1 protein-coding gene is annotated in these 969 nt (G+C 68.8%); it reads right to left on the bottom strand.

The genetic code is table 11. From position 1 onward, the window contains the following. Nucleotides 1-191 precede the first annotated feature (191 nt). A partial coding sequence (locus ACYVHQ_RS14250) for a TDT family transporter (RefSeq protein ID WP_460514158.1) occupies nucleotides 192-969 on the bottom strand: 778 nt, incomplete at its 5' end.

Raw genomic sequence — 969 nt, forward strand, 5'->3', positions numbered from 1 at the left:
GCCTCCGGGGTGCGTGATCCGGCGAGCAACGACCGCAGTGCGGTGGCGTTCGAGAGCTACCGGTCGCGTGACGAGCCCAAGGGCGCCGCCTCGGCCATCGTCGACGTCAGTGACCCCGAGGCCTATCGCCGTGACTGGAACGACGCCTGTTCGATCTGAGCCACTCCCCCACGCACCCTCGTCGTCCGCGGTCAGGGCAGGGGACGGGGAGGCGCGAGGAGCGTTCCGCGGATGACGCTGCCGTGGAAGGTGCGCGCGGCGACCGTGATCCAGGCCCCAACAAGCCCGAAGTAGAACACGACCGCCAGTACCTGCAGCGCGACGAGTCCCGTGTGCAGGGCCAGACCGTTCAGGCCTGTCACGCAGGTGCCGACGGGGAAGGTGAACGACCACCAGGTGAGTGAGAACGGGAGCCCCTGGCGGATGGTGCGGAGGGTGATGGCCGATGCCAGTGCCGCCCACATCAGGGCGAATCCCAGGGTGGGCACACCGTAGACGAGCCCGAAGACGAACAGGGCGTGCGAGGTTCCCTGGTCGACGGCGAGGTGGGCGTTGCCACCGAGCAGGTTGGCCGCGGTGATCGACTGCCCCAGGGGGCCGAGGACGATCCAGAGGGTCGGGACCATGCCGGCCGGGCCGATCTTGTGCTGGGCCAGGCGTGACCAGATCAGCGTGATGATCACGATCGACGCCAGCAACGACAACCCGAACATCGCGTAGCACCCCCAGAGCATGTTCTGCCTGGCCTGCCCCGCGGGCAGGAAGGGCAGCAGCAGCGCACCGGTCGAGGCAGACACCATCGGGGGAACCACGGGCATGAGCCAGCCGCCGAACGCACTGTCGGGGGCCGTGTCGTGCCGGCTGAACGTCAGGTACGGGACCGCGATCGCGCTGACGAGGCCGAGCACCGTACCGATGGTCCACAACACCCAGTCGATGCCGACCGCCAGGGGCGTACCGAGGACGTCT

The organism is Frigoribacterium salinisoli, assembly GCF_054781095.1.